At 65.8% G+C, this 2,567-nt stretch carries 2 protein-coding genes; both read left to right on the top strand.

The window, feature by feature from the left end; all coding sequences use genetic code 11:
* Positions 1-136: 136 nt before the first annotated feature.
* The gene (locus AB3X96_RS42230) at positions 137-1,015 is read left to right on the top strand and encodes a tyrosine-type recombinase/integrase (RefSeq protein WP_368594375.1); all 879 of its coding nucleotides are present in this window, start codon (positions 137-139) and stop codon (positions 1,013-1,015) included.
* 6 nt (positions 1,016-1,021) lie between these two features.
* Positions 1,022-2,215 (top strand): IS91 family transposase, encoded by a 1,194-nt coding sequence (locus AB3X96_RS42225; RefSeq protein WP_368594374.1) that lies wholly within the window; start codon positions 1,022-1,024, stop codon positions 2,213-2,215.
* Positions 2,216-2,567 lie beyond the last annotated feature (352 nt).

The following is a 2,567-nucleotide window of genomic DNA, read 5'->3' as shown; positions in this document are numbered from 1 at the left end:
TTGAACTAACCCGCTGACGCGGGAGGAGGCGGTTGGCTGGCGACTTCGACTCCGGGATCATCCGCAGGGCACATCCGTTCGAGTGGGACGATGGCAGTGCAGTTTGCTGTCCTGACCATTCAGAGCGGAGTCCACCATGACACCTTTACGTCGACGCATGATCGAGGATATGCGCGTGCGCAACCTCGCGCCCAATACGCAACGCGCGTATCTCCAGCAGGTGAACAACTTTGCCAGGCACTTCGGGCGGTCCCCCGAACTGCTGGGTCCCGAGGAGGTGCGCGCCTGGCAGGTGCACCTGACTGAAGTCCAGCGGCGCTCATCCAGCACGCTGGTGGTGGCCACCGCGGCGCTGCGCTTCCTGTACCACGTCACGCTCAAACGCGAGTGGGCGGTCGAAGAACTCCCGATCGCGCGGACGCCGCGCAAACTCCCGGTGATCCTCAGTCAGGAGGAGATCACCCGGTTCCTTGAAGCGATCCGTAGCGTCAAGCATCGAACCGTACTGATCGCGGCCTACGCGGCCGGCCTGCGCATCTCGGAAGCCACCCGGCTGAAGGTCGGCGATATCGATAGCCAGCGCATGATGCTGCGTGTCGAGCAGGGCAAAGGTCGCGCCGACCGCTACGTGATGCTCTCGCCACGGCTACTGGAGGTCCTGCGCAGCTACTGGTGTATCGGCCGGCCCCAGTACTGGCTGTTTCCCGGCCGCTTCCCGGATCAACCCGTGGGGGCCGACGTGGTGCGGGAGGCGTGCCATGACGCCCGTCGCCGTGCCGGGATCACCAAGCCGGTCACGCCGCACTCCCTGCGTCATGCGTTTGCGACGCACCTGCTCGAATCCGGCACGGACGTGCGCCTGATCCAGCTGCTGATGGGCCATCGCAGCCTGGCCACCACGGCGCGCTACCTGATGGTCGCGACGAGCACGATCTGTGCGACGGCCAGCCCGTTCGAGCGGTTGCCGTCGATGTCCCCGCAGGCTTCACGCGAAGCACCTGTTGACCAGGCCTGAACCGCGATGAAGGCCCCGCTGGAGCTGGCGGACATCCTGCACCGCCATGGCCCGGCCTACCGGCAACAGCATGCCGACTCGCTCGACCGCGAGCAGCGCCGCGTCATGCGTGCCATCGAGCAGTGCCGGACGGCGGCCCTGGGCGGTCACGTCGAACAGTGCGACAGTTGCGGACATCAGCGCATCGCCTATAACTCGTGTGGCAACCGGCACTGCCCGAGGTGCCAGTCGCTTGCCCGGGCACGTTGGCTCGACCACCGTCAGGCGGACCTGCTGCCGGTGCCGTACTTCCACGTCGTCTTCACCGTTCCGCAGGAGATCGCCGCCATCGCATTCCAGAACAAGCGTGTCGTCTACGACATCCTGTTCCAGGCAACGGCCGAAACGCTGCAGACGATAGCGGCAGACCCCCGGCATCTCGGCGCCACGATCGGCTTCATCGCGCTGCTGCACACCTGGGGGCAGAATCTGGTCCACCATCCGCATCTGCACTGCGTCATCCCGGGCGGCGGCCTGACTGCCGACGGCACGCGCTGGGTGGCTTGCCGGCCCGGATTCTTCCTGCCGGTGCGGGTTCTCTCGCGCCTGTTCCGCCGGCTGTTCCTCGAGCGCTTGCAACATGCCTTCGATACCGGGGCACTGCGCTTCTTCGCGTCGCTGGCCCACCTGTCCGAGCCGGGCGAGTTTGCCCGCTATCTTTGCGGCTCGCGCCAGACCGAGTGGGTCATCTATGCCAAGGAGCCATTCGGTGGTCCGCAGCAGGTCCTCGACTATCTCGGGCGCTACACCCACCGCGTCGCGATCTCGAACAGCCGGCTCATCAGTCAGGGCGAACGGCACGTCACATTCCGCTGGAAGGACTATCGCCATCCGGCCAGACCACGCGTGATGCAACTCGACGCCCACGAGTTCCTGCGCCGCTTCCTGCTGCACGTGTTGCCGCACGGACTGCAACGGATCCGCCACTACGGACTGCTCAGCAACCGGTTGCGTGAGGCCAGCCTCGCCGCATGTCGCCGTCTGCTTGACGCACCGCCCCCCGATATCCGGCTGACATCCGGACCCGACTACCGCGACTACCTTGCGCAGCTGACCGGCCGGTCACTGCGCGACTGTCCGGTCTGCAGACACGGTCATATGGTCTGCGTCGAATACCTCCTGCCTGGCGCGCCGCCGCGGGCGCCGCCGTACCCGCAATGAGGTACGAACGTACACCCCTACCGGGCGCCGGACCCGGCACATCCTGCGGATCCGCGCGGCAGGCTTGCCCATTGCGGCCGCAGCGCACCTTTCTCCTGCACCCCGGGCCGCTTGCGGACGATCAAGTCTGGTCGTGCCTGCCCGATCGTGCATCCGGATCCTTTCCTGCCGTCGCTTTGCTTCCCGCAAGCGGCGGTCACAGCCGCCACGGCACCGATTCAATTCCCATAGCCACCGACACTGGAGCGGCTTAGCTCAAGGAATTTTTAGCAGGGCAGAAACGGCTCGTTTGCGGAGCCCTTATCCTGCTCACTGCGCCGTTTCCGCCCTGCTAAAAATCCTCTGGATTATC

This window comes from Paraburkholderia sp. BR13439 (assembly GCF_040948805.1).
Classification (GTDB): Bacteria; Pseudomonadota; Gammaproteobacteria; order Burkholderiales; family Burkholderiaceae; genus Paraburkholderia; species Paraburkholderia youngii.
The sequence above is the reverse complement of the archived record's forward strand: the minus strand, read 5'-3'. Positions and strand labels throughout refer to the sequence as shown.